This is a genomic window from Rugamonas sp. FW305-51, from assembly GCF_058786935.1.
This window is the reverse complement of the sequence record NZ_JBYSZG010000022.1, coordinates 1-25123: the sequence shown is the minus strand read 5'-3', so window position 1 is coordinate 25123 and position 25123 is coordinate 1. Positions and strand designations below refer to the sequence as shown.

Here is a 25123-nt window from a genome sequence, read left to right as displayed (position 1 = left end):
GGCCAGTTGAGTGAATGGCCCGATTATATCGAACACTGGCATTCGGGCCACTGGCGGCACGCGGCCTGGGACGTCACACTGTCGCCGTTGGTCGCCGCATCGGGCGCGCGGCCCGCCAGCCGAAAGGAATGTGCCATGAAAGTCATCAGAAGCCGCGAATTTACGGCCAGCCGCGCCTGGGGCGCGATCGACATCGCCACCATGAACGGCATTTCCAGCCGCCTGCACTGGACCGACCAGCCATTCGAGTGGCACGTCAACGACGGCGAGGAAGTGTTTGCCGTGCTCGATGGCACGGTCGAGATGTTCTACCGCGAGTCGGGCGAGGAAGGCAGCGCCCTGCTGCATGCGGGCGACGTGTTCTTTGCGGGGGAAGGATGCGCCCACGTGGCCCATCCGCGCGGCGAAGCACGTGTGCTGGTAGTCGAACGGGCCATGGAACGCTAAGGCGCGGCGGCGCGCAAGCCTCTACTGCCATCTGACGGCGCTCCGCCCCGCGCTTACCTGATGCCGGCCATGGCCGAATTGAGGCGGCGGATCAGCGCCAGGTTCATGTCGCGGGTGGCGCCGTTCCAGCGCGCCATGGTGCGTTCCAGTTCGCGATGAAGTTCACGCGCCAGTGCCGCATCGCCCGTGGCGGCGGCCCAGATGGCAAATTCGGCGCGGGCGGCAAAGCTGCCGAAGCGCGCCAGCGCGAATTCGAACTCCGCCTTCGCCTCGTCCTGCCGGCCGGCGCCGGCCAGCGCCTGCGCCAGCAGCAGCGATATCTGCTCGGCGCGGAAATTGGGGTCGCGCTGCCGTATCAGCTCCAGGTGGCCGATGGCGGCCTGCGCCCGCTTGCTGGCCAGATTGGCGCGCGCCGCGCCGTAGCGGATCTCCAGGTCGCCCGCGAACGGCCCCTGCAGGCAGGCCTCGTAGCTGGCGGTGGCGCCATCGGTGTCGCCCGCATTGAGCTGGGCGGCGGCCAGGCGCATCTGGTTTTGCGCGGTGGGCGTGTAGTCGAACGCGGCGCGCGCCTCGCGCAGTTCGCGCGTGGGGTCGAGCGAACGGGCGGCGGCCGCCACCACCTTGCGGGCGCCATGGTCGAGGCGCGAATTGGGCAGGTAGATCGCCAGGAAGTAGACGATGCTGCCCAACATGGGGAACGAAAACAGGATCAGCAGCCAGTACATCTGCTGCCCGCTGCGGATCACGTGCACGGCGAAGAACAGCGCCACCAGCACGTGCAAACCTATACCAAAAATCGCCATGACTGCCCTATCAGAAAATTCGATGGGGCCGATTGTAGAAGCTATGCCCGGCGCCGACAACCCGCATCGCCGCCGCACCGGGGAAATCTTGCCCGCTCAGGCCCGCACCGCGCCTGCCGCGCGCTGCCAGGCCGCCATCTGGCAGGCCAGGCGGCCCAGGAAGGCGCCGTTGAACAGGCCAAACATGATGCAGACCGCCGCCGCGAAGCCCGTGTTGTCGCGGGCTGCAGGCTGCATGTGCAGCAGCACGGCCACCACGTACTTGGTGCAGAAGATCGCCAGCATCAGCGCCAGCGGCAGCCAGCTGCCGCGCAGGCGCACCGTCCCCCTGGCGGGGTCGCACACGATGGCGCCGCGGTCGAAGTTGCGCCATACCAGGCCGGCGCCGGCCAGTGCGCCGGCCAGCCACAATATCGAAACCAGGTGATCGATGCCGAACTTGTTGTCGAGATCAAGCAGCGACAGGGCCAGCATCACGGCCGGAATGATGAACAGGCTGCGCACGGTCACTTCGCGGTCGGCGCTGGCGGCCATGCCGCGCGTGACCAGGAAGGCCAGGATGGCCCAGACGTAGAGCGGGGTGTGGCTGATAATCTGCTGAATCATGATGGACTCCGTTGCTTGGTTGGTGAAGTGTCACCACTATGCCGCGGCCGGCCGGGGCGGCGGCGCCGAGGCGACGAAATGAAGGGGCAACGGCGCCAACTGCATGCAGACGGCGCGAAATGCGGGCGTGGCATCCCCCTCCCGGGGGCTAGCGTCGTCGCACCTCATACCACCACGGCATATGGCTTCCAAGCTTGAACCAAGGCGCGAGCAGCAACTCTTTGATTTACTTGTGCCTTCCCCCCCCCTTTTGGACATTGCCATTTCGGTTATTTCGATTAATATCGACTCGGACTGTAATGCCGTTAAGTCAACGAACCTCTAAGCCAGCTTCAGGGAGAAAAATGGGGACGTACCCCTTTTCTTCAAAAATGGGGACGTACCCCTTTTTCGGGTACCCCATTTTTTTGGTTCTTCATGGGATTTGCGTGAATTCCAAGCACTTCCGCGCCTCTTCCGATAGCCGCAACGCCGCAGGACACAAGGCGGCCGTCTTCTTTTTTTTTCGGTTTTACTAAAACGCGCGATCGCGTAATAGACCACTATGGCCGCCACGATTTGACTCTGATTAGTGGAAAATCGCGGAACTAAAACGCACGGGACGCCTCTAAAACCTATATAGCCGTTTAGCAGAACTTAGTGTTGCCGCAACGGCTATTTTAGTGCGCGATAGCGCGTTGCAGTGGTCCCTCGTGGGGATTAGCTGCGTTTATAAAACCACCCTCTCCGGGAGCACCACCATGGCTGTCTACGAAAAGCAAGTCCGTTTGCCCGCCGATGTGCTGGAAGAATTGGGTGACCACTCTGGTCGTTGGTGGTCGGACCCCGCGCTGGAACCTATCATCGTCGAGGCCATACGCGCCTACATCAAACCGGCGCCGGCGAAGCGCCAGCCGCCGACGGACTCCGATACGGCCGGCTATCAATGGAAGCAGCTGTTTCTTCCGGCCGGAACCAGGCTGCGCGCCAGTTTCGACGGCAAGCCCAGCTTCGCCGTCGTTGTAGGCGACGACGTCTTGTTTGACGGGCAGGCCGTCTCGCCGTCCGTCTTCGCCAACCGGCATGGAAGCGGCAACCGCAACGCGTGGAAGGCCCTCTGGTTGCGCTTCCCCGGCAGTGAACAATGGTTGCTGGCCGATGTATGCCGGGCGCAGCAGAACGCAGCCATCGCACGCCTGTTCGGTGGCGATGGGCAGGCAGTCCATCGCGCCACATCACCACATCCGGCGCCGGCGAGCCGTGCCAAGCGCGCTGGGAAACCCCAGTCCAAGCCGAACAAAAGGAGCGCCGCCTCGTCCAGCTTCGAGAACACTATCCATAGTGATGGCAACCAGCGTAAGCATGGTGCGGCGAGAGCGGCTCGACGCAAACGCCGGGCACAAAAGCACGTTCCCGCAAAGCCGTGAAGAACCTTTTTTTTGGAGCGTCGATTGAGAAGACCGCTAACGTAACGGCATTAGACTCAGACTGAACTTTTGCCCGAAAAGGAGACCGCCGTGAACACTACTGCAGTCCCTCAAATGCCGCCCTCGGAAGAGGACATCGCACTCGCCCGCGAGTCGAGCCGGGCGCTATCGACCGTGCTGCAGACTCGTGCCGATACCCAGCAGATCGACTTCCATGACGACAAGGGTGCGGTACGCACAGTCGCATCGACGCCGAGCGTTGCAAGGCATTGGAGGAACTGGCTGCACAAGCTCAGGAACTAGGCATGGGGTACTGAGCGAACAGACTATTCACCAAAGCTGTCGTTTCCATGCCGCCTCCAGAAAGAACTCTTGCTCAAAACACCCCGCGCAAGCGCACCGCCAAGATCCCGCCCAGCGGCGACAGGGCACGTTCCGAGTCCCCCGCCCCGGTCTGGCGCAAGGCGGACAACATCAGCGTGAGCCGGGTCGAATAGTGGTAGTCGGCCGTGCCGTGCCAGACCTTGCTGCGATCATCCTGGCCCACGTAGACGCCGCCGCCCAGCTCCCAGTCGCCGGCCGTCTGCCCCAGCGACACGCTGAGGTAGCGCCGGCGCGCGCCCTGGCTGGGCAGCAGCTGCACCACTGCCGCCTGCAGTCCCTTGCGAACATAATCGGGCAGCGGTGCCTGCGCGTTGCGCTCGACCAGCGCCTGCATGCGCGCGAACTGTGCGTCGGACAGGCCGCGGCCATCGTAGGCGTATTCCAGCTGCAGCTTGGGCAGCGCGGCAAAGACATAGGTCATGCCCACCGTGGCACGCGTGTAACGCCGGCCATCGTCGGTGCGCAGCGGCCCGGGACCGGACTCGGGGCCGGCGTCGCCGTTGGAGGCTGGCTCCAGCAAGACCGGTAATATCGGCCGCTGGCTGCCCAACGCCGTGTAGGCCGAGCCATACCATGACAGGCTGTCGCCGACTGCGCCGCTCAGCGCCAGCCCTGCCCCGCCCCTCTCGCCGCTGGCACGGCGCAGCAGCACGCTGGCACTCAGCTGGTCGAACTCGTAGCCCAGCCTGACGATGGCCTGTTCCACCCCGCGGTTGTAGCCGTCCGCATGGCGCCACGCGTCCTTGCTGTAAATCGCTGTCGCGCTGGCCCGTGCGTCCGTCCAGCTCAACACCGCCATCGGCAAGCCTTCGGACTGACCCAACGTGTCGAGCGGGTCGCTCAAGTCCGTGCGCTTTTGCAGGAAACCGAGCGGCTGGTTGACGAAGGCCGGGTCCAAGGCATATAGCCGTTTGCCGGTCGACAGCGTCACGGCTGGCGATAGCTGGAACACCCGGTTCAATTCCTGCACCGTCGCGCTGAAGCCCGTATGCTGGCCGTCAACGTCGGTATGCCGGGCTTCGATGCGGGTGCGCCAGGTGATGTCGCGGTAGCGCCCCTCCAGCAGCGTGGCGAACGTGGTCTTGCGTCGCGGGATGCCGAGGAAGTTGTCGGCATTGAGCGGGGTCGATTGCAGGTGCGCGGCCTCCTCGCTGCCCAGTACGAAGCCGCCGAACCAGTCGGCGCCCTCGTCGGCGCGGGCGCTGCAGCACAGCAGCACGCCCGCCACGATTGCCGTCAGCCGCACCTTCATTGTTCCAGGCTGCGCGGGTTGAAGGTACTGGGCGCGAAGTCCACGGCCTTGATTTTTTCATACACGACGCGCGTTTCATCGTCCGGCAGCTGCGGATCGAGGTAGCGCGTGGTGGGCGGCAGGCCGCCGCTGGCGGTGTCGAACAAAGCTACCTTCAGCAGCTTGCCGCTGGCCACGTGCAGCATGGCCTTCAGCGGCACGTACTGGCCGCGCTGTTTGCCGACCAGCAGCGTGATGCGGGTGTAGGTGGCCGCCTCGTTTTTGCTGCGCAGGTCGAGCGCAATGCAGCCGTCCGCGCAACCTGCCGGCGCATCGGCCAGCGCCGCATCGTAGTCGTTGGCAAAGCTGATGCGGGCCAGGTCGCCGATCGACGCCTTGCCGCGCAGGGTCTGCAGCGGCGTCAGGCGGATCGCCCGGCGCGTGCGCGGCGCGTAGAAAAAGATGCCGCCGTCCGTGGTGAGAAATTTCTCACCGCGCTGGTCCACGCTGGTCGCCTCCACCAGTGCCTGGTTGTGGTTGGCGCCGCGCACTACGTAGGTGCCCGGCTCCTGTTCCTTGCCGCCCTGGACCGGCACGATACGCACGGCAGCCTCGAAGCTGTCCAGCGGCAAACGGTAATGGTCCACCTGGCGCAAGATGTCCTGTGCCGACGGCACCGCCGCAAGCGCGGGGCATGCCACCAGCACGGCAGCCAGCAAGGTCCAGCGCCATGCGCCACGTAATGTAAATTCGTCCATGGTGCTAGCTCACTGTAAGGAAAGGGATGCCATGATGGGCATGCGGCCAATGCGGCGGCTGACGATCCAGGCGGCCGCCATAGCCACCAGCGGCAGCACGCAGACGATGGCGGCGCTGTACTCGGACACCCACAGCAGCTGCAGCAGCACGCCGACGTTACGCCCCGGCGGCGGCGCCAGCTCGATGTGAGCAGCATTGATTGCCAGTGTGGCGACATAGCCGGCCAGCGCGCCCGCACACGCACCCGCGACGCCCTGCAGCAAGCCTTCCAGCACGAACAGGCGACGCACCATCGCATGGGGGATGCCCATGGCGCGCATGGTGCCGATCTCCTTCGAGCGTTCATAGATCGTGGTGAGCGTCATGGCCGCCACACCCAGGAACACGACGATGCAGATCACCACGCCGAACACGACGAACTGGTTGCCATACAGGGCCAGCACCTGCGCGTACAGGGGCGCCAGCTGCTGCCAGGTGCGCAGCTCGATCTGCCCTTCCTGCGCCAGCGCCTGGCGCAGCAACGCGGAGGTGGCATCGGACCGCGCCGTGTCCCGGTACAGCACGGCGACACTGGACACCTTATCGGTGCGCAGCAGTGCCTGCGCCGTCTCCAGCGGCAGCTGCAACAGGTACAAGTCCGTCTGCGGCACGCCGGTGGCCACCAGGCCCACCACGTCGACGTCGATGGCGTTGATGCTGCCGTTGACGGTGCTCGTCATCAGCGTGACGGACTGGCCAGGCCGCACCGACAGCCGGCGTGCCATCTCCTTGCCCAGCAAAACCTGGTAGCGTCCTTCCACTCCGGCCCGCAACGGCGCGCCGGCCAACAAGGTCTGGAACGCGCCGAAGGCCTGCCGCTCGCGTTCGGGCATGACGCCAGTGCCCTCGAAGTTAAGCGTGCGCGGGCCGTTCGACACCAGCCCGCCGAACAGCAGCCGCGGCACCACGCGGCGCACCTGCTCCTGGCGGCCCAGCAGCGCTTCCAGCCGGTCCAGCTGGCTCCGGTCCAGGCCAAACTGCAGCTGCTGCTCGGCGTAACCGTCAAACTGGCCGCGGCCGGCCAGCTGCGCATGTCCCAGGCCGCTGCGGATAGTGCTCTCGCGCAGGCCGTCCAGCGCGGCGGCGATGTAGGAGACAAACAGCAGCAGCGCCAGCGTACCCACGGCGATGGTCCCGGACAGCAGCAGCGCGCGCCGTCCGTTGCGCCGCACATTGCGCAGCGCGAGCATGGCCCACTGCGTCATGCGGCCAGCCTCCCGTCGGCCAGCCGGATCACGCGCTGCGCCATGTCCATCACGCGCGGGTCGTGGGTGGCGATGATGAAGGTGGTGGCCAGCTCGCGCTGCAGGCGGCCGATCAGCTCCAGCAGATGTTGGGCCGTCCTGCCATCGAGGTTGCCGGTCGGTTCATCGGCGATCACGAGGCCAGGCTGGTTCACCAGCGCGCGCGCGATGGCGACGCGCTGCTGCTGCCCGCCCGACAGCTCGGCCGGCGTGTGGCGCAGCCGGTGTCCCATCTCGACCTGTTCCAGCGCCGCCGCCGCCCGGCGGCGCCGTTCGGCCGCCGGCAGCTTGTGCATGGCCAGCGCCAGCTCCACGTTCTCCTGGGCGGACAGGGCCGGCACCAGGTTAAATTGCTGGAACACGAAGCCCAGTTTGCGGTTGCGGTACTGGTCCAGCTGCCCTTCGGCGATACGGTCCAGCCGCTCGCCGCCGACCGTGATGGTGCCGCTGTCGGGCCGGTCGAAGCGGGCCAGCATGGCCAGCAGCGTACTCTTGCCGCTGCCGGACGGACCGGCGACGGCCGTCACGCTGGGCTGGTCGATGCAAAACGACACGGCATCGAGCGCCACGATCCGTTCACCGCCGCGCTCAAAGTGCCGGGACACGGCGTCCACTTCCACGATGGCTGTCATGCGCCGCCCGTCAATATGCCAGTTCGACGTCGATGGACGTCGTGCCGGGTTGCAGGTCGATGGCGGCATCGTCGAACGTTGGCGGCCCGAACTTGCCCCTGGCGTTGCGGGAGAAACCATAACCCTCCAGCGGCATGCCGTTGGCGGCTTTGTCGAACGTGCCGTTGGCGTTCTCGTCATGGAATGCCATCAAGGCGTATTTACCCGGCGCCACGTGATTGAAATGCAGCTTGACCGACGGCGCCGCGGCCACCATCAACATGTAGCGGCAGCGTTTGAGGAAGCTGTCCCTGTCGCACAGCGCGGCCAGCACCTGCCCCTGGTTGCCGGCCACGCCGGTCAGGTTGACTGTCAGGCCAGCGCTCGCCCCCGCGCCTGCCGGCACAGCCGCCATGGCCGGCACGGCAGGCGTGCGCCACCACAATGCCGCCACGACCAGGCCGGCGCAGGCGGCAGCGGCCGCGCCGCCGGCGATCAGGCGCCAGCGTTTGCCGCCAGCGCCGGGAACTGGCTGCACCGGCTTGCGCACCTGCTTGCGCACTTGCTTGATTTGAGACTGCTGCATCGATTCCATCCTCTTGCTAAGGCCGGCGTCAGGCGCGCGGCATCCAGGTAAACCGCCGTGCCGACAGGGCCAGGCAGACGCCCGCCATGAGCGCCAGCAGCACCATGCTGTAGGCTTCCGTATGCCACGCCATGGCGCCGGTCAGACCGCGCCGTACGCTGGCCATCAGCGCGTTGAGCGGCATGCAGTCGAATGCGTCGCGCAAGGGCTTGGGCAGGCCGCCCATCGGCACCATCAGGTTGCCCGAGAAGAGCAGCGGAAAATACAGCAGGTTGCACAGCATGGTGGCGGCAGCCACGCTGCTGGACAGCGCCGCAATCAGCAAGCCCAGGGCCAGGAAGGCCGCCGCGCCCAGCGCCAGCATGCCCACCGCGGCAGCGACCTGCATGCCGCCAGCTGTGATCCGGATGCCATAGATGCCCCAGGCGGCAAGGAACATCACCAGGCTGGCCAGCAGCATGATCGCCAGCCGCGATATGCACCATGCCACTACCACCACCCCGGTCGGCATGGGAAACAGCTGGTACATGCGGAACATGCCGCCTTCGCGCGCGGCCACCAGCGGGCCGGCAAACCCCATCAGGCTGGTCGACAGGATCACCATCCCGGCCAGGCCGGTGACCAGGAACAGCCGGTAATCGAGCGCGCTTGCGCCCCGCTCGGGCGGCGGTGGCAGGGTCACCCGCGGGGCGCCCTGCAGGCCGGTCAGGTTGTAGGCATCGCTGTAGCCGCGCAGCAGGCCATAGGCCGCCTCGGCTGCGGCACCGCCGCCCTGCCCGCCGCTCAGCGCCAGCTGCGTGCTGCGACCGGCCGCCACGTTGCCGGCAAAGCCGGACGGGATGGTCAGCACGAAGTCGCCTCCACTGCCCGATTCGGGCAGCAGATTAAATTCCACGCTATGCTGCTGGCGCAGGCCGGCCCGCAGGTGACGCGTGTAGGCGCGGCTTTCCTCACTGCGGTCCTGGTCCACCACGGCCAGCGAAACGGGGCCCAGCTTGACGTCATGCCCGAACAGCGCCATCTGCATCACCAGCATCAGCAGCGGAAAGGCAAAGGTCCAGAACAGCGCCAGCCGTCCGCGCAGGAACATCGCCAGGTCGGCGCGTACAAGGTGCAGCAGTATTTTCATGGTCGCGGAATCGGTTGATTGGTCGGCAGTGGCGCCTGCGTGACGTCGGCCAGGAAGTCCTCCACCGAAACGGGCTCCAGGCTGAACGACGCGATGCGCCGCTGATCGATGTAGTGGCGGAACGCCTGGTCGAATCCTTCGCCGCCGTACAGTTCCCACGCGCCCTCGCGCTGCGCAGGCGCGCGCACCAGGCCGGGCAAGGCTTGCAGCGCCGCCAGCGCATCGTCGCCCAGCGCCTGGCGCAACACGCCCTTGTGGCGGCCCACGCGTTGCGCCATCAGTGCATCGAGCCTGCCCTCGGCCACGATGCGGCCATCGTCCATGCAGCAGATACGGTCCATGCCCTGCAGGTCGCCCGGTGCATGGGAGATCACCAGCAGCGTCAGCGGCAGGCTGGCCAGCAGCTCGCGCAGGGATCGGGCAAACCACTCGTCCAGTCCCAGCGAGGGTTCATCGAGAATGGCCAGTTCCGGCACGTGGGCCAGGGCCATCCACAGCATCAGGCGCTGCTTCTGGCCGCGCGACAGCTGCTGCCAATAGCGGTCGCGCAGCTCGTCGAGGCCCAGCGCGCGCGTGACGGCGGGGTCGGTGCGGCGGTACATGGCCCGGTGCAGCGCCATCATTTCGCTGACGCGGGTCAGGCCCGGCATATCGTAACCCTGCAGCAGGCCGCCAATGCGCTGGCGCGTGGCGGCCGCGCGCGGATCGCCCAGGTGCAGCGCGATGCTGCCCCGGTCCGGCTGGCGCAGGCCCAGCAGCGCTTCCATCAGTATCGACTTGCCGCTGCCGTTACGGCCGATGAAGGCCACGCGCTCGCCGCGCCGCACCGTCAGCGCGCCGGGACGCAGCGTGAAGGCGGACGACATGCGCAGCTCGACGTCCCGCACTTCCAGCAGGACGGGCGCTTCCGCCAGCTTGCCGCCCACGTCGGCATCAGCATGGGCCGCCGGGTCGCCATGTTGCGCCTGGTGGCCAGATTGCGCCGGGCTGGCATCTGCCGCCGTCCTTGCCGCGCCGGCGGCCGGCTGTGGCAGCGCCGGCTCCTGCGCCGGCGTATCGATGCCGTACTCCAGCAGCACCTGGCGCGCGTGTTCGCGGTAGACGGGGTTTTGCATGGCCTGGCGCAGCTTGCTGACGCCCAGGTCGCGGTCGCCGCCGTATGCGGTGGGCGCGTGCAGCAGCAGCGAGGCATGCTGCACCAGCAGATCGGGATCGTCCGGAATCAGCTGGACGGCCTTGCCGAAGCACTCCAGCGCCTGCTGCCCGGCCGCCGCCACCTTGATGATGTTGGGCCGCGCCAGCAAAATGGCCAGGATCGCGCGCGTGCCGCGCCACAGCCACAGGCGCCCCTGCGGCAAGCAGTCGGCGGCGGCCATCAGCTGGTCCAGCCGCGCCATTTCGGCCGCATTTGGCGGCTCGGCAAAATTGGCCTGCAACAGCGCGCGGTTGATTAACGCACCCAGCAGGCTGTCGAGGATGGCCGGTTCGCCATAGATATCGTCCGCCTCCAGCGCGGCGATGGCCTGGTCGGTATCGGCCGGCTGCTTGTTGATCCAGGCCGTGAAGACGGCCTGTCGCGCGAGGCTTATCAGCTCCGCCTGGGCCGGCGTGGGACCGCCGCCGCGCACCGCGGCCGGGAACTGCCGGCCGCTGGCCTGTTCCACCAGCCGCACGATCTGCGCTTCGGAAGTGGCGCGCGCCACGGCGGCGAACAGGCGCACGATGCCGTCCGCTCCGCCCTGCGCATGGATAGCCTGCACCAGGTCGGCGCCGACGCGGCAGGCCGACAGGTACACTTGCAGGTCGCTGTCGGCGCTTTCGCCGAACATGCTGTCCGAGGCGCGGCTGAGCAGCGCGCGCATGGGCGGCAGCAGCGCCATGTCCGCCTCAGGCAGCGTGGCGCCGGCAAAGCGGCCGGCGATGAAATGGGCCAGGCCTTCGTCCAGCAGGCGCACGCCGCAGGTCAGGAAGCAGTGCACCACTTCATGGAACTGCACGGCGCGCAGCCCGTCCGGATAACCGGGCGACAGCGTGGACAGACGCAGCACGGCCAGGCCGGGGAAGCTTTCCATGGTCAGGTGCAGGTCGCGCGTCTCGGCCCGGCACTGCAGCAGGATGCACGGCGCCGGCAGGCCGAGGAACTGGCGGCACTGCGCGATGGCGTCCTCGAAATTGGCCTGCATGGCCGGCGACAGGACCGTCTCGCCCAGCACCCACAAGGGGCCGCTCTGGCGCCACGGCTGGCGGCCGGTGACCATGTCCAGCAGCAGCGGATAGGCATGGAACCGTCCGCGCAATCCGAACAGGGCGTCGAGCGCGGCCAGCGCCGCGTCGCGTTCGCCCGCCGCGGCCAGCCGCAGCACGTCGCGGGCGCCTTGCCGCAGGGCGGCCGTCGCGGCGGCGCTGGCGGCGGCGCCCTGCCCTTCCGTCTCCAGCACGCGGATGGCGTTATCGTTCATGGCGCCGGCGCCTCGGCCGCTTCCCGGCCCAGCAGCATGACGGACACCACGGTCTCCGTTACACCGTCGATATCGAGCAAGGCCGCCAGCTCGTCGTCGTAATAGGCGCCGTAGACCAGCGAACCCAGTCCCAGCCCCTGCGCCGCCAGGCACAGGTTCTGCGACGCGTGCCCCGCTTCCAGCAAGGCCATGCGATAGCCGCGCGCGCCGTACTTGGCGGTAGCCCGCTGCGGCACGCTCGTCATCACGCAAACGATGGGCGCCTTGATCGATTTTTCGCCGCCGCGCACTTCGGCGCCGGCGAAGGCGTTGCCGTCCTGCGGCTTGAGCACGCGCAGGCAATGGTTGCGCGCGTCGTAATGGGCGATGCAGGGCGCCACGCCCTCCACCTCGTTCAGGAACAGGTAGAACTCGGTCGGATACAGTCCGCCCGGCGACGGATAGGCCCGGAATGCCAGCTTGACGTGGGGCGCCACGTCGCTGCTGCGGTAGCGGTTCACGCGCAGCGCATGGTGCAGCAGGCTGGAAAGCTCGGCCAGCGTGACGGCACCGGCGAAACCGCGCGCGCTCCTGCGCGCCGCCAGCGCGGCCGACAGCTGGCCCAGTTCCAGCGACGGTTCCGGCAGGGCGATGGGGGGACAGGATGGGTACACGTTGTAGCCGGCCACGCCACGGGCGATATAGGCCGGATGGCGCAGATAGCGCACGATGTTGCGCACCTGCCCGGACAGGGTGGCGCGGTGGAACTTGGTCTGCTCGTGCAGGATCTCGGCCGGATCGTCGATATCGAACTCGCCCGCCATGGCCTGCGGCGGCAGCAGCTCTTGCAAACTATTTTTCATGGATGCCGGGCCTTATGGGAATGGGTGGGGATCGGGATTGGGCGGCGGCACCTGCGCCAGGCCCCAGTGGGCGGCGATGGTGCGCAGCCGGCGCTGGTCCGCGCTGTGCAGGTCACTGCCGAACAACAGCGGATGCAGGCCGGGGATCAGCGCCCGCACCACCACGAAACCGAGGCTGGCGATATCGTCCGACGTCACATCCACGGCCAGCGCCCGGTGGCCCAGCGCGCGCAGGCGCGCCAGCAGGTCGTCCAGCGTGGCGAGCGTGTGCAGCGCCGGATCGTCGCTCGACACGCTTAGCTCGTTCCCGAACACGAACGCCAGCGCCGCCTGGCGCGACGGCTCCAGGAAGTAGGCGAAATGGTCGCCCGGGTTGTTGATGGCGGCCCGTTCCGGCAGCGGCGTGCCCGCACCCAGGATGGAGCTCGCCCAGCAGTAGCCGTGCAGCGCCTCGATCACGGCCTTGTTGATGGCCTGCCCCACGTTCAGCTGCGCGCTCGCGCCCAGCGACATGGTGCCGTCGGTCTTGCTGCGGGCCAGGCACAGCACCACCGGCAGGCCGATGTCGGTGCTGATGTCCCACAGCCGCACTTCCAGCGACGGATGGTCGAGCGCGCGCAGCGCGCCTGGCAGCAGTGTGGCGCGGGTGGCGGGACTGACCTGCAGGCTGCGCGGCGCATAACGCATCTGCCACATGGCGGCAAAAGCGTCGCGCTCGATCACTTCGCACAAGCCGCTGAGGATGGCGCGCTGTTCGTCCATGCCGCAGGCCAGGCCGGTGGAGGAGGACTGGAACACGATCTCGCGCTTGTCCTTGACCTGCATGCCCAGGTAGACCATCTGCGCCGGCACGTAGCTGGCGCGCTGCGGATCGTGCAGGTCGAGCGCGCTGGCCCAGGCCCGCGTGACGGCCGGATCGGGCGCCGCGTAGGCAAAGCCTGCGGCCCCGTACTGCTCGGGCGCGAACAGCACGAACTGCTCCATCCCCACGGCCGCGTCGCCCAGTTCCTGCTGGCTTGCGTAGTGCAGCTGGTCGTCGAAATGGGCGGCAGCCGAATAGCGCTCGATCGCTTCGCCGAACGCCGCCCACAGGGCCGAGGTGCGGTCGAATGCGGCGCCGGAGCCGGCCAGGCTGGCGCGGTCGCTGGTAGGGTTGTTCGGTTTGGCGCGCGAGGGGTCGATCATCATCGCCTTGACGTCGACCATCAGGGCGTTGAAGACGAACAGGCCGCGCGCATCCGGATGCTCGGTTTCTTCCAGCAGCGAGGTGATGATGCCGTGACGGCGATGCACCAGTGCCTGGTGGATCAGGGCCAGGCGCGCCGCGTCGCGCGCTTCGGGGGACATGCGTTCCATCGCTTACGCCCTGCGCCGCAACAGCGCTTGCTGGAACACGCTGCCAACCGGACGGGCCGTGCTGGCCGTGCCGCAGCAGGCGCAGCGCGGCAGGCGCAGGATGCGGCTGCGCTGGACTTCGCCGGTGAGGCTGTCGATCTCGCTGAACACGCTGTGCTGCACATCCTCCAGCGTGCCGCTCAGGTACTGCAGCGCCACCCGCGACGCTTCGGCCACGCCGAACTGCACGGCCAGCCGGCTGGGCAGCGCGTGGTACAGGATGTTGTCGCGCCGGCTGCGCACGTCGAACTCGGCGACGAACTTGCGCGTGCTGCGCACCCGGTGGAAATAGCATTCGTAGCAGGCCGTGGCCTTGGGCAGCACCAGCGGACCGCATTGGACGGTGCTCCAGTCCATGCCCAGGTACAGGCTGGGCATGCTGCGCTCGACCGCCTTGGCGTTCATGGCGCGGAAGGCGCCGTAATCCTCGAAGTCGGCGCACACCAGCAGCAGCGCGCGCTTGCCGGCGCAGTCGGGCAAGTCGTCGCCGACGGCGATGCGGGTCAGTGGCACGTCGAGCTGGGACAGCGACGCGGCCAACGCGTCGGCGCAGGCGCCCTCGCCGGCCAGCACCAGCTGCCAGTTGGCGCGCTCGTAGGCGGCCTGCTGGTCGGGCGCGATCAGCGCATCCATCTCGCGGCGGTAGGCCAGGTGCTGATGGGTGGCGTCGCCGTTGCCGCGGGCATTGTGCGGCACCAGCACGCGCGCGTTGACCAGCGCCTGCACGGCCGCCTGCACCGCCTCGGGCGGGAAGTGTTCGCCCAGTTCCGCGCCCAGCTCCGCAACGCGCAAGCCGTGGGCGGCGCGGGCCAGGATAACCTTGAGCACGCCCACCTTGTCTTCCACGGTGAAACGCCGCCCGACCACGGACATGGCGATCCTGTCCTCGCCCAGCGTAGTGATTTCCGCCAGCGGCGAAACGTACAGACACTCATTCATCAAACACCCCATCATCTCTCAATACCTGATCCGGAATGCGGGAAACCCGGGCGCACGCGCAGGGTCCCGCCGGCCACGTGGAAGCGGTCAGGCCGCCATCCCACCCGGCCCGACTTTCGGCCAGCGAAAGTCAGCACAGCAAGGGTTTAGCAGCAGCAGGAGCAGGAGCAGGTGCAGCAGGAAACGCTGACGTCGGCCAGCGCGCCGCTGAAGTCGTCTTGCAGGTATTCCGATTCGGTCGTATCGGTGATGGAGATGAAGTTGGTATCAATCAAGATTTCCATTTCTCTTATCCTTGTAGAATGTGAATGAAAGACCCCCATCATGAGACATATATGTTTTTCTCATAACAAGAGCCGAAATCGAGAGTAACACGGGATGCTTGCCGCACAGAAATAATTTGCAGGAAAACAACGATATTAGAATAACAACTCTAATTAAGCTGCTTTCGCATGGTCGCCGGCATCTAATTGGGGGCGCCGCAGAATCGTGTGATATTGCACAGCAGCTCAACACGAATGCAAATTGAGAATAACTAGAAAGATTTGAACCCGTCTTGCGATAGCGCAAGGATATTCCAACTGTTCGTCTTCAACCGTTCGCGCGAAGTCGGATGACTCAAATGTGTAAGTACTTGAACTGCGGCAGGCACTCGAATTGTCGAGCGCTGCCGACGTCGTAGCTATTGAGCGAAAGAAACCGGTTTTGACGACTTATGCGAGTCGGTACCCTTAAGCTTAGCAGCAGCAAGAGCAAGAACAGGTACAGCAGGAGATTTCGTAGGTGGGGAAAAGCATGGCCAGTGCACCGCTGCAGTCATCCCGCAGATATTCCGACTCGGTTGAATCGTTGACCGAGATAAATTTAGTGTCAATCAAGGTTTCCATTTTGTCATCTCCTTGCAAAAGAATAATGAAAAGACTACGTCATGAGATATATTTTCTCTACCCATAACGAAGTACTGAAATCCAGATTAACATAATAATTAGCAACTAATTTTGCGAAATAACAATATTAATTCACAATCGACCAATACCGGCTATCACTACACTATCGCCAACATCAAACAGGTTGCGCCTCCGAAACGGGTAGCATTGCTGCGACCTGCTAAATAGCGCGCTGCAAGTTCGCGCGGGCCAAAGTTGCGTACATCGGTGAAGCCCAGCACTCTGAGCTCCGCAGTCAGCACCTCAGGCGCGAAGAAGGAAATCCACGGCTCGCCTTCGGCCGCGTACTTGCGCACGAACTGGCTCACGCCCCACTGCTCCATGGCAGACAGCAAGGTCGGCGTGACTCCGTAATCGAACACGATGGCGCTGCCGGCGGGCAGGCCGGCCACCATGGACAGGGTATCGAAGATGGCTTCGCGCGTCAGGTACAAGGTGACGCCCAGCCAGGAGAAGAACACGGGCCGGTCCAGCCGGCAGCCGGCCGCCTGCAGCGCGTCGGCCAGGCGGTCGCGCTCGAAATCGACGGGCACGAAGTGGACGTTCTCGGGTGTGGCCAGGCCGGCCTGGCGCAGCAGGCCGCGCTTCCAGGCCTGGGTGGCCGGATGGTCCACTTCGAACACCTGCAGCCCGGGCGGATGGGGGCGCCAGCCGTAGCTGTCCAGGCCCGCGCCCAGCACCACATACTGCGTCACGCCGCGCGCCACGGCCTGCGCCAGCTCGTCCTCGGCCAGCCGGCTGCGCACGGCCATGGCCATGCGCACCATGCGCCGCATGCCGGTGTCGAACTGCAGGGGATCGGCGCGCACCTGGGCCCCGTGTTCCGGGCCCAGGATGGACAGGGCCAGCGGGTCGTCGAACAGGGGCGGCTGGTCCAGCAGCTGGTGGGCGGCGCGCAGCATGGCCACCATCAATGCGCTGCGGCTGGCCTCGCCCTGCTCCAGCAGTCCCTTGTTGCTTTCAGTCCCCGCGGTCCCGGTCATATTATCTGCTTATAAACATGGAATAAGCAGCAATTCTAGTCCAAACGGCGCGCCAGTAGGTTGGCAACGCCGCAGCCTGGGCGAAGAATCTTACTGCGCCGGCTCCACGGTCGCCACCAGCGCGCCGGGCTTGGTGCCTATGCCCGTCAGCGCGAACTGCATGCCCGCGTAGCGCAAGTCTTCGGGGCGGAAGGTGTAGATCGGCATGTCGCGCACCACCTTGTCGCTCAACAGGTTGGCGATGCTGGCCACCTGGTGCTGGCGCCCCTCATCGAGGCCGTCGAACTCAAAGCGGTCCACGTGAGCGTCAGTCAGGTAGACGGCATTGCGCGCCCGGTCCACCGTCAGCCGGCCGGAAATGGCCATGCTGCCGTTCCACGACTGGCGCGCCAGCAGCGGCGCCACGTTGGCGTCCAGCGACAGCGACACGCGGTCGTTCTGGTCCAGGATGGTCAGCTGCGGGTGGCTCAGTTCCACGTCCAGGATGCCCAGCGCGCGCTGGTGCATGGGGAAGCGGCGGTCCATGCTGTGCTGCAGCCGTTCCTGCGGCAAGTCGACCTGGCGCGGCCCGACCAGGGAGGCGCAGGCGCCCAGCAGGCCTGCCAGCAGCAGCGGCGCGCCGCGCACGGTGATCCAGCGCCGCACGGCGCCATGCTTGGTGGTGATGGTCATTTCGGGTCTTTCCGGTTCTGTGGCTATAACGAAGTGCGCCATTATTTCACATCCGCCAGCGGCCAGCCGGCACGCCTGAACATTGCACTTGCATTTTTAACACTTAGTGTTATAGTTAACTACAACACCAACACCTGAATGGACGCCGCCATGAACATAGGCTGGAACGAACACACGCCCATCTACCGCCAGCTCAAGGAACGGGTGGTGGGCATGATGCTGGACGGGCTGCTCAAACCGGGCGATGCCCTGCCCTCGGTGCGCCAGGTGGCGGCCGACTATCAACTCAATCCGATCACCGTCTCGCGCGCCTATCAGGAGCTGGTGGACGAATCTTTAGTGGAAAAACGAAGGGGACTAGGTATGTATGTCATCGACGGCGCCCGCGACAAGCTGCTGGCTACGGAACGGGAGCGTTTTGTGCGCGAGGAATGGCCGGCCATGGTGGAGCGCATCCGCCGCCTGGGCCTGGACCTGGAACAGCTGCTGAAGGCGGCCCGGCCGGGAGCGGCATCATGAGCGCCGTCGTCACCGCGCGCCACCTCGTCAAGCGCTACGGCCGCCAGACGGCCCTGGACGATGCCAGCTTCGAGATCCAGCCCGGCCGCGTGGTGGGCCTGATCGGCCCCAATGGCTCCGGCAAGACCACCACCCTGAAAGCCATGCTGGGCCTGACGCCGTTCGACGGCGAACTGTCCGTGCTGGGCCTGGACCCGCGTACCCAGCGCGAGGAACTGATGCGCGAAGTGTGCTTCATTGCCGACGTGGCCATCCTGCCGCGCTGGTTGCGGGTGCGCGAGGCGCTGGATTTCGTGGAAGGCGTCCATCCCCGCTTCGACCGCAGCAAGGCCGAACGCTACCTGGCCAGCACCAAGCTGTCGCTGGACATGAAGGTCAAGGCCATGTCCAAGGGCATGGTGGTGCAGCTGCACCTGGCGCTGGTGATGGCCATCGACGCCCGCCTGCTGGTGCTGGACGAGCCCACGCTGGGGCTCGACATCCTGTACCGCAAGCAGTTCTACCAGAACCTGCTGGAGGATTACTTCGACGAGCACAAGACCATCCTCATCACCACCCACCAGATCGAGGAAGTGGAACACATCCTGACCGACCTGATGTTCATCCGCGAAGGCAAGATCACCCTGTCGGCCTCGATGGACGAAGTGGGCGACCGCTTCACGGAAGTGATGGTGGAGCCGCAGTTCGTGGCCGCCGCCAACGCGCTGCAGCCGCTCAGCCAGCGCAACGTATTCGGCAAGGCCGTCATGCTGTTCGACGGCGTGGCGCGGGCCCAGCTCAACACCTTCGGCGAAACCCGCACCCCCAGTGTGGCCGACCTGTTCGTCGCAACCATGAAAGGCACCTACGCATGAACACGATGAAATGGCTGATCCGGCGCGAATTCTGGGAACACAAGGGCATGCTGCTGTGGGCGCCGCTGGCGGCGGCCGCGCTGGTCGCGCTGCTGGCCGGCACCGCCCTGCTGCTGGGGCATAACATCAATTACGAGGCCGACGGCGTGAGTGGTCCCATCGGCGACATCGTCATCGAGGGCAATGCGCGCGGCCATATGGTGGCCACCATGACCAGGAACTACATGGCCGCCGCCCTGCCCCTGTTCATGATGCTGGGCGTGCTGGTGTTCTTCTACTGCCTGGGTGCCCTGCACGACGAGCGGCGCGACCGCAGCATCCTGTTCTGGAAATCGCTGCCCATCTCGGACCGCGCCACCGTGCTGTCCAAGGCGCTGCTGGCACTGGCCGTGGCGCCGCTGCTCACCATCGCCATCGGCACCGCGCTGTCGCTGCTGCTGCTGCTGGCGGGCTGCGGCATGCTGCTGCTCCATGGCAGCAACCTGTTCGGCGCCGTGCTGACGTCGCCCGAGCTGTACCTGGCGCCGCTGCGCGTGGTGGCCCTGCTGCCGGTCTACGTGCTGTGGGCGCTGCCCACGGTGGGCTGGCTGCTGATGGTATCGAGCATGGCGCGCTCCAAGGTGTTCCTGTGGGCCGTGGGCGGCCCGCTGCTGGCGGCCATGCTGGTGGGCTGGGCCGACAAGGTGCTGCACTTCGGCCTCAATTCCGCCTGGTTCATGCACGCCATCGTGGCCCGCATCCTGCTGGGCGTGGCGCCCGGCTCGTGGTTCCTGTTCACCGACCTGGAAGACCGGCACCTGCTGCACAGCGACAGCGTGTTCGGTGCCTCGTGGGCCACGTTGGGCAATGCCAGCCTGTGGACAGGTGTGGCGGCCGGCGCGGCCATGATCGCCGTCGCCGTGTGGATGCGGCGCCGGCGCGAGGAAGGCTGATTGATGGGGATTGAAGGCGGGACGCTGGGCACGGGGCCGCAGCGCGCACTGGCCGCGGCGCCAACTGCCGCCAACCGTTACTCGAATTGCTTGCGGAACTCCGCGAACTGGGCCGAGAGGTCTTCGAAATCGCGCCGCAGCTGCTGCACTTCCTGCTCCAGCTGCGCCACGCGGCTGCCCTGCTGGGGCGCCGACACGGCGCCGGCGAAACCGGCCGCCGTTTCCTCGCGCGCCAGCGCGTCCTCGCCGCCCAAGAGCTGGCCGTAGCGCGGCTCCTTGGTGCCGGGCGCCAGCGCCAGGCGCGACACCAGCGGCGGATATTTATCGATCAAGAATTGCAAGCCCTGCTCCACGTCGGCCACGCTCTTGAACTCGTGCAGCCGTCCGCTGCGAGTGCGGATCTCGCCGGCCGTCTGCAAGCCGCGCAGCATCAGGATGGTGAGCACGGCCAGCTTGTCCTGTTCCAGCGACCACTTGATGCGCATGCGGTGTTCGTACTTGGTCACGCGCGCGCCGGCCTGGGTGATGCCGTTGACCAGCTTGCGCTGCATCAGCCGCTGCAGCACCTCGGCCACCGTCTCTTCCGAAATCGACATGACGGGATCGCGGCTCGACAGCTGGTTGCAGCCATTGGTGATGGCGTTCAGCGACATCGGATAATTATCCGGCGTCAGCCCTTCCTTCTCGGCCAGCACGGCCAGCACGCGGATTTCAAACGGGTCCAGTATTTCAGTGCCTTCCGGCGACGATGCCATGTTCATTTGCGTCCTTAATCGACTAGCTTGTTCAGTTGGGCCGAATCGAATTTATCACACTCAGGCATGCTTGGGCAGCTCAGGCCGGCCGCCTTCATCACGGCCACCACGCGTTCGAGCTGCTTTTCCTGCGTCACGGCGTGGTTGATCAGCGCGTGCAGGGCCTTGGACAGCGGATCGTCGCCGTTGGCCGTCACGCCGTAGGCCGAGAACAGGTTGGCCGCCGCGCTGGCACTGGTCTGCTCCACGTCCTTCTGCACGATGTGGGCCGGATTGCCGACCGCCGTCGCGCCCGGCGGCACGGGTTTCAGCAGCACGGCGTTGGAGCCGACCTTGGCGTATTCGCCCACGGTAAAGGCGCCCAGCACCTTGGCGCCGGCGCCCACGATGACGCCGCGCGCCAGCGTGGGATGGCGCTTGCTGCCCGTATGCAGCGAGGTGCCGCCCAGGGTCACGCCCTGGTAGATGGTGCAGTCGTCGCCCACCTCGGCCGTCTCGCCGATCACCACGCCGAAGCCGTGGTCGATGAACACGCGGCGGCCGATGGTGGCGCCGGGGTGGATCTCGATGCCGGTGATGATGCGGGCCAGGTAGGAAATGAAGCGGCCGAACCACTTCAGGCCGTGGGTCCAGCACCAGTGCGCCCAGCGGTGCATCACGATGGCCTGCAGGCCCGGATAGCACGTCAGCACCTCCCAGGCATTGCGGGCGGCGGGATCGCGTTCGATGATGCTGTTGATGTCTTGGCGCAGGTGACGGAACATGGTGCAGGCTTTAGTGACGGGGAAACAAGGTGACCGGATAGCTATGGTAGCGTATCCGGTCCCAAATTGCTGGCGGGGGCTTGCCGGGGACGGCGGGAGGAAAGCCGGCGGCCCCGTGCGGCGCCACCAGCGTTGCGTTCGGAGGGCGGTCAGCCTTCCTTGGCCATGCGCTGGCGGCGGGCTTCGTACAGACAGACGCCCGATGCGACGGACACGTTCAGGCTCTCGACGGAACCGAACATGGGGATGCTCACCAGCACGTCGCACGTCTCGCGCGTGAGGCGGCGCATGCCCTCGCCTTCCGAACCCATGACGAGCGCCGTCGGGCCCGTGAAGTCCGCTTCGTACAAACCCTTCTCGCCGTCGTCGGAAGTACCGATCAGCCAGATGTCGCGTTCCTTCAGCTCGCGCATGGTGCGCGCCAGGTTGGTTACAGTGATGTAGGGCACGGTCTCGGCCGCGCCGCTGGCCACCTTGGCGGCCGTCGCGTTCAGGCCCACGGCACGGTCCTTGGGGACGATCACGGCATGGGCACCCACGCCGTCGGCCACGCGCAGGCAGGCGCCCAGGTTATGGGGATCGGTAATACCGTCGAGTACCAGCAGCAGCGGCGGGCCTTCGATGGCATCGAGTAGTTCATCGAGGTTGCGCGCCAGCGCCAGCTGCGACGCGAAGGCGATCACGCCCTGGTGGCGGCGGGTGCCGACGATCTTGTCCAGGCGGGCCGAATCGACCGGCATCACGCGTACGCCGGCAGCCTTGGCGGCGGCCACCAGATCCTGCATGCGGCGGTCGGTACGGCCGGCATCGATGAAGATCTCTTCCACGGAGCTGGCCTCGTGACGCAGGCGCGAGGTCACCGCGTGGAAACCAAAAATCATTTTATTCTTCATTGTTTATCGCTTCTTCTTACTTTTTGAGGCAGGCTTGGCTGCCCGGGGTGCTACCGCGGCACTCGCCGCGGCATTGGTCTTGCGTTTAGGCTTGGCCTTGCTGGCGGCCGCTGCCTTGGTCTTGCCGGCCTTGCTCTTGCCGGCGCCGGCCGCTTCGAAGCGCGGCTGCTGCTCCGTCCGGGGACCGGGCTTGACGTTGGTGCGGCCCGGCGCCTGCGATGATGCTCCGCGGCCGCCCTTGGCGGGCGCCGCTTCCCGTTCCGGCATGCCGGCCAGGCGCAGGTCCACCTTGCGCGCTTCCAGGTCCACCCGCACCACCTGCACGGTGACGCGGTCGGTCAGCTGGTAACGCTTCCCGGTGCGCTCGCCGCGCAGTTCGTGGCGCGCATCGTCGTACTGAAAGTAGTCGGCGCCCAGGTCCGTCACGTGCACCAGGCCTTCGACGAACAGCTGGTCGAGCTGGACGAAGATGCCGAACGTGGTCACGCCCGTGATCAGGCCGGTGAATTCCTCGCCCAGCTTGTCCTGCATGAAGTAGCACTTGAGCCATGCTTCCACGTCGCGCGACGCTTCGTCGGCGCGGCGCTCGTTGGCCGAGCAGTGCACGCCCAGCGCGTCCCACACGGTCAGGTCGGCCGCCTTCTTCTCGCGTCCTTCCGCCTTGTCCTTGGCCTGCTGCTTGCGGGTGGCGTTCGACACGTTGGTGTTCAGCACGCTCTTTTCCGTCAGCTTGGGCTCGTAGCGTTTGCCCAGCAGGATGGCCTTGATGGCGCGGTGCGTCAGCAGGTCGGGGTAGCGGCGGATCGGGCTGGTGAAGTGGGCATAAGCCTCGTAGGCCAGGCCGAAGTGGCCGATGTTGTCCGGGCTGTAGACGGCTTGCTGCATCGAGCGCAGCAGCATGGTCTGCAGCAGCGAGGCGTCCGGCCGCAACTTCACTTCGCGCATCAGTTCCGCGTAGTGGGCCGCCGTCGGCTTGTCGCCGCCGTCCAGGTGCAGGCCGGCCTGCTTGAGGAAGGTGCGTACCTGCTTGAGCTTTTCGGCCGTCGGGCTGGCGTGGATGCGGTAGGTGCCCGGATGCTTGTGGCGGATCAGCAGGTCGGCGGCGCACACGTTGGCCGTCAACATGCATTCCTCGATCAGGCGGTGGGCATCGTTGCGGGTGCGGGGAATGATCTTCTCGATCTTGCCCGACGGGTTGCAGACGATGTAGGTTTCCGTCGTCTCGAAATCGATGGCGCCCCGCTCCAGGCGGGCCTTGAGCAGCGCCTGGTACACCTCCTGCAGGTTCAGCAGGTGCGGCACGATGCCGGGACGGCGCGCCGCTTCCGGACCCTTGGTGTTGCCGAGGATGTCGGCCACTTCCGTGTAGGTCAGGCGGGCCGCCGAGTGGATCACGGCCGGGTAGAACTGGTAAGCCTTGATCTCGCCCTTGGCCGTGACGACGGCGTCGCACACGAGGGTGAGGCGGTCGACGGCCGGGTTCAGCGAGCACAGGCCGTTCGACAGCTTCTCGGGCAGCATGGGAATCACGCGGCGCGGGAAGTAGACCGAGGTGCTGCGCTCGAGCGCATCGAGGTCCAGCGCGTCGTTGGGCTTGACGTAGTGGCTGACGTCGGCGATCGCCACGATCAGGCGGTAAGCCTTGGTGCGGCCGATCTTGACCGGTTCGCAGTAGACGGCGTCGTCGAAGTCGCGCGCGTCTTCGCCGTCGATGGTCACCAGCGGCACGTCGCGCAGGTCGACGCGTTCGCCCAGGTCGGCTTCGCGCACTTCATTGGGCAGCTTGGCAGCCTGCTTGAGGGCGCCGTCCGAGAAGATATGGGGCACGCCGAACTTGCGCACGGCGATTTCGATTTCCATGCCGGGGTCGTCCAGCTCGCCCAGCACTTCGACGATCTTGCCCACCGGCTGCTTGAAGCGCATCGGCTGCTCGGTCAGCTCCACGCTGACCACCTGGCCGGACTTGGCCTTGCCGATGCTGCCGGCCACCAGGATGTCCTGCGAAATGCGCTGGTCTTCCGGCGCCACGATCCAGGCGCCGTTTTCATTGAGCAGGCGGCCGATGATGTGGGTGTTGGCGCGCTGCACCACTTCCACGATGGTGCCTTCCGGGCGGCCGCGGCGGTCCACGCCGACCACCTTGGCCAGCACGCGGTCGCCATGCAGCACTTTCTGCATTTCTTTTTCAGGCAGGAACAGGTCGTCGCCCGGTTCGTCGGGAATCACGAAGCCGAAACCGTCGCGGTGGCTGGAGACGCGGCCGGCGATAAAGCCGCTCAGGTCGGCCAGCACGAAGCAGCCGGTGTCCTGGTCGGCCATCAGCTGGCCGTCGCGCACCATGGCGTTCAGGCGGCGCGACAGGACAGCTTGCGCTTCCGTGCCGACTTTCAGCGATTTGGCGAGGGCGCGCAGATCAAGCGGCGCCGAGGCGCTGCGGAAGATGCCGAGAATTTCCTCCCGGCTGGGAATGGTATGGGTAATTGGGCTCAAAAGTATTTCTATAGTTATTATTGACAGTGATCACTGGGGACAAGGCCCGACGACTGCGACCGGTCACCTATATTGACACGGTGATAGCGCGTAGTGTACTTGGTATCGGCCCGCTTTACCTAACATGGGGCCACGCGGGCTCAGATTTTTTTGGAAAATTTTTACGCAATCGCATTTGACATCGCACAAGATTACTCTATAATCTTGGTCTCTCGCAGCGACAACGTCTACGGACAGCGGCAAAGCGGGAAGCGTAAGACAGGGTTGATGTGCAGTAAGGAATGAAAGTTCATCTGGCGCAAAACTCTCCCGATCGCTATAATAGCAGAAGTTGTTGAGCAGCATCTAAGAGTAACATCAGTGCCCACGTGGCGGAATTGGTAGACGCGCATGGTTCAGGTCCATGTGCCGCAAGGTGTGGGGGTTCGAGTCCC

25 protein-coding genes are annotated in these 25123 nt (G+C 66.0%); 6 read left to right on the top strand and 19 right to left on the bottom strand.

Going from position 1 to position 25123, the window contains the following annotated elements:
* The first annotated feature begins 135 nt into the window (after window positions 1–135).
* Window positions 136–447 (top strand): cupin domain-containing protein, encoded by a 312-nt coding sequence (locus tag AC3WOS_RS16145; RefSeq protein WP_492717041.1) that lies wholly within the window; start codon window positions 136–138, stop codon window positions 445–447.
* Between the two features lie 53 nt (window positions 448–500).
* On the opposite strand, the gene AC3WOS_RS16140 is transcribed toward AC3WOS_RS16145, so the two are convergent.
* Both AC3WOS_RS16140 and AC3WOS_RS16135 read right to left on the bottom strand, forming a co-directional pair.
* Entirely contained in the window at window positions 501–1250 is a 750-nt protein-coding gene (locus tag AC3WOS_RS16140; protein WP_492717040.1) for a hypothetical protein, read from the bottom strand.
* Window positions 1251–1346: 96 nt separating this feature from the next.
* Complete coding sequence (locus AC3WOS_RS16135; RefSeq protein WP_492717039.1) at window positions 1347–1856, bottom strand: DUF6622 family protein; 510 nt, start codon at window positions 1854–1856, stop codon at window positions 1347–1349.
* A 740-nt stretch (window positions 1857–2596) separates the two neighbouring features.
* Here AC3WOS_RS16135 and AC3WOS_RS16130 point away from each other — a divergent pair.
* Both AC3WOS_RS16130 and AC3WOS_RS16125 read left to right on the top strand, forming a co-directional pair.
* Entirely contained in the window at window positions 2597–3262 is a 666-nt protein-coding gene (locus AC3WOS_RS16130; RefSeq protein ID WP_492717038.1) for a hypothetical protein, read from the top strand.
* 90 nt (window positions 3263–3352) lie between these two features.
* Window positions 3353–3565 (top strand): hypothetical protein, encoded by a 213-nt coding sequence (locus AC3WOS_RS16125; protein WP_492717037.1) that lies wholly within the window; start codon window positions 3353–3355, stop codon window positions 3563–3565.
* A 73-nt stretch (window positions 3566–3638) separates the two neighbouring features.
* Here the strand turns inward: AC3WOS_RS16125 and AC3WOS_RS16120 are convergent, their stop codons facing one another.
* From AC3WOS_RS16120 to AC3WOS_RS16060, 13 genes are all read right to left on the bottom strand, one after another.
* Window positions 3639–4892 (bottom strand): hypothetical protein, encoded by a 1254-nt coding sequence (locus tag AC3WOS_RS16120; protein ID WP_492717036.1) that lies wholly within the window; start codon window positions 4890–4892, stop codon window positions 3639–3641.
* A 2-nt stretch (window positions 4893–4894) separates the two neighbouring features.
* A complete protein-coding gene (locus tag AC3WOS_RS16115) occupies window positions 4895–5635 on the bottom strand; it encodes an outer membrane lipoprotein-sorting protein (protein ID WP_492717035.1) in 741 nt (246 codons plus the stop codon).
* A gap of 9 nt (window positions 5636–5644) precedes the next feature.
* Window positions 5645–6880, bottom strand: coding sequence for an ABC transporter permease (locus tag AC3WOS_RS16110; protein ID WP_492717034.1), 1236 nt, complete (start codon window positions 6878–6880; stop codon window positions 5645–5647).
* The gene (locus AC3WOS_RS16105) at window positions 6877–7551 is read right to left on the bottom strand and encodes an ABC transporter ATP-binding protein (RefSeq protein WP_492717033.1); all 675 of its coding nucleotides are present in this window, start codon (window positions 7549–7551) and stop codon (window positions 6877–6879) included. The genes AC3WOS_RS16110 and AC3WOS_RS16105 overlap by 4 nt, the downstream gene beginning before the upstream one ends.
* A 10-nt stretch (window positions 7552–7561) precedes the next feature.
* Window positions 7562–8116: a DUF2141 domain-containing protein gene (locus AC3WOS_RS16100; protein WP_492717032.1), complete on the bottom strand. Its 555-nt coding sequence runs from the start codon at window positions 8114–8116 to the stop codon at window positions 7562–7564.
* Between the two features lie 28 nt (window positions 8117–8144).
* Complete coding sequence (locus tag AC3WOS_RS16095; RefSeq protein ID WP_492717031.1) at window positions 8145–9245, bottom strand: ABC transporter permease; 1101 nt, start codon at window positions 9243–9245, stop codon at window positions 8145–8147.
* Window positions 9242–11704 (bottom strand): ATP-binding cassette domain-containing protein, encoded by a 2463-nt coding sequence (locus AC3WOS_RS16090; RefSeq protein WP_492717030.1) that lies wholly within the window; start codon window positions 11702–11704, stop codon window positions 9242–9244. Before AC3WOS_RS16090 ends, AC3WOS_RS16095 begins: the two co-directional genes overlap by 4 nt.
* The gene (locus AC3WOS_RS16085; protein ID WP_492717029.1) at window positions 11701–12546 is read right to left on the bottom strand and encodes a SagB family peptide dehydrogenase; all 846 of its coding nucleotides are present in this window, start codon (window positions 12544–12546) and stop codon (window positions 11701–11703) included. The genes AC3WOS_RS16090 and AC3WOS_RS16085 overlap by 4 nt, the downstream gene beginning before the upstream one ends.
* Window positions 12547–12558: 12 nt before the next feature.
* A complete protein-coding gene (locus AC3WOS_RS16080; protein ID WP_492717028.1) occupies window positions 12559–13902 on the bottom strand; it encodes a YcaO-like family protein in 1344 nt (447 codons plus the stop codon).
* A 3-nt stretch (window positions 13903–13905) separates the two neighbouring features.
* Window positions 13906–14880 carry a TOMM precursor leader peptide-binding protein gene (locus tag AC3WOS_RS16075; RefSeq protein ID WP_492717027.1) on the bottom strand — a complete coding sequence of 325 codons (975 nt, stop codon included), beginning with the start codon at window positions 14878–14880 and terminating at the stop codon, window positions 13906–13908.
* A gap of 146 nt (window positions 14881–15026) precedes the next feature.
* The gene (locus AC3WOS_RS16070; protein WP_492717026.1) at window positions 15027–15164 is read right to left on the bottom strand and encodes a hypothetical protein; all 138 of its coding nucleotides are present in this window, start codon (window positions 15162–15164) and stop codon (window positions 15027–15029) included.
* Window positions 15165–15925: 761 nt separating this feature from the next.
* Window positions 15926–16810 (bottom strand): class I SAM-dependent methyltransferase, encoded by an 885-nt coding sequence (locus AC3WOS_RS16065; protein ID WP_492717025.1) that lies wholly within the window; start codon window positions 16808–16810, stop codon window positions 15926–15928.
* A 90-nt stretch (window positions 16811–16900) separates the two neighbouring features.
* Complete coding sequence (locus AC3WOS_RS16060; RefSeq protein WP_492717024.1) at window positions 16901–17482, bottom strand: DUF1439 domain-containing protein; 582 nt, start codon at window positions 17480–17482, stop codon at window positions 16901–16903.
* Between the two features lie 150 nt (window positions 17483–17632).
* Here AC3WOS_RS16060 and AC3WOS_RS16055 point away from each other — a divergent pair, with 150 nt between their 5' ends.
* From AC3WOS_RS16055 to AC3WOS_RS16045, 3 genes are read left to right on the top strand one after another with little or no spacing between them, the layout of a single operon-like run.
* Window positions 17633–18001: a GntR family transcriptional regulator gene (locus AC3WOS_RS16055; protein WP_492717023.1), complete on the top strand. Its 369-nt coding sequence runs from the start codon at window positions 17633–17635 to the stop codon at window positions 17999–18001.
* A complete protein-coding gene (locus tag AC3WOS_RS16050; RefSeq protein WP_492717022.1) occupies window positions 17998–18855 on the top strand; it encodes an ABC transporter ATP-binding protein in 858 nt (285 codons plus the stop codon). The genes AC3WOS_RS16055 and AC3WOS_RS16050 overlap by 4 nt, the downstream gene beginning before the upstream one ends.
* On the top strand, window positions 18852–19787 hold the full coding sequence (locus AC3WOS_RS16045; RefSeq protein ID WP_492717021.1) for a hypothetical protein: 936 nt from the start codon (window positions 18852–18854) through the stop codon (window positions 19785–19787). The genes AC3WOS_RS16050 and AC3WOS_RS16045 overlap by 4 nt, the downstream gene beginning before the upstream one ends.
* Before the next feature lie 77 nt (window positions 19788–19864).
* Here AC3WOS_RS16045 and AC3WOS_RS16040 read toward each other — a convergent pair whose 3' ends face one another.
* From AC3WOS_RS16040 to rnr, 4 genes are all read right to left on the bottom strand, one after another.
* Window positions 19865–20542, bottom strand: a complete 678-nt coding sequence (locus AC3WOS_RS16040; RefSeq protein WP_492717105.1) for a YceH family protein — start codon at window positions 20540–20542, stop codon at window positions 19865–19867.
* A gap of 14 nt (window positions 20543–20556) precedes the next feature.
* The gene (cysE, locus tag AC3WOS_RS16035; RefSeq protein ID WP_492717020.1) at window positions 20557–21306 is read right to left on the bottom strand and encodes a serine O-acetyltransferase; all 750 of its coding nucleotides are present in this window, start codon (window positions 21304–21306) and stop codon (window positions 20557–20559) included.
* Between the two features lie 149 nt (window positions 21307–21455).
* A complete protein-coding gene (rlmB, locus tag AC3WOS_RS16030; protein WP_492717019.1) occupies window positions 21456–22199 on the bottom strand; it encodes a 23S rRNA (guanosine(2251)-2'-O)-methyltransferase RlmB in 744 nt (247 codons plus the stop codon).
* Between the two features lie 3 nt (window positions 22200–22202).
* The gene (gene rnr, locus AC3WOS_RS16025) at window positions 22203–24689 is read right to left on the bottom strand and encodes a ribonuclease R (RefSeq protein ID WP_492717018.1); all 2487 of its coding nucleotides are present in this window, start codon (window positions 24687–24689) and stop codon (window positions 22203–22205) included.
* Window positions 24690–25123: the final 434 nt, after the last annotated feature.